Origin of the sequence: Vibrio sp. 1562, assembly GCF_033340155.1 — a bacterium.
Lineage (GTDB): Bacteria > Pseudomonadota > Gammaproteobacteria > Enterobacterales > Vibrionaceae > Vibrio > Vibrio alginolyticus.
This window is the reverse complement of sequence record NZ_JAWOVY010000159.1, coordinates 1-925: the sequence shown is the minus strand read 5'-3', so window position 1 is coordinate 925 and position 925 is coordinate 1. Positions and strand designations below refer to the sequence as shown.

Genomic DNA, 925 nt, shown 5'->3' with positions numbered 1-925 from the left:
TACAGTCGTTGGCGGATGGGCTGCACAGCCGTGATTTTGTCGACCATGGCGTGGATAACCGGCGGTTGGCTAAGTGTGTCTTGGGAACACATTACGCCGATGATGGCATCCGGATTGATAGGGATCTTCATTGGCGACACCGCACTGTTTGCGTGTTTGAATCGCATGGGGCCAAGGCAAGCGGGCCTGTTGTTTTCCTGCCATGCCGTGTTTTCCACCATCTTAGGTTATTTCCTGTTTAGCGAAAGCATGACGGCCATTGAACTGCTTGGTTCTGCACTGGTGTTTAGCGGTGTGGTGATGGCGATATTCTTTGGCCGACGCGGACAAACTAACAATGTGCTCGAGGAAATCAAAGGCAACATTTGGGTTGGAGTCTCACTCGGCCTTACCGCTGCAATATGTCAGGCGCTCGGTGGCATTATTGCTAAACCGGTCATGCAAACCAGTGTCGACCCAATCGCTGCATCGGCAATTCGAATGATCAGCGCGTTCGTTGCGCACTGCTTGTTACTTATCGTTGGTGTAAAAGTTGCTCGCTCCACCCAACGTATTACTTGGCGTGTTTTTGGCATTACGGCATTGAATGGCTTTCTCGCGATGGCCGTAGGTATGACGTTAATTCTTTACGCGCTGCGCGAAGGGAACGTAGGTATGGTTGCACTGCTATCTTCAACCACGCCAATCATGTTGCTACCGCTGCTCTGGGTTTACACTAAACGCCGACCAAACCGATTTGCTTGGTTGGGCGCGGCCCTAGCGGTGATTGGTGCGGGGATTTTGGTTCAGTAATCTTACAAACCAGTCCTTATTACCAGACACAAAAAAGCCCGAGTTTATACTCGGGCTTTTGTCATTCTGAGTCGTCAGTTAATTACTTAACTAGCACATCACCAGACATTTCAGCAGGGAGTTCTAGACCCGC

1 protein-coding gene is annotated in these 925 nt (G+C 50.5%); it reads left to right on the top strand.

Features of this window, described 5'->3' with window-relative positions:
- On the top strand, positions 1–792 hold a 792-nt coding region (locus R7Z49_RS23880), incomplete at its 5' end, for a DMT family transporter (RefSeq protein WP_318112205.1).
- Positions 793–925: the final 133 nt, after the last annotated feature.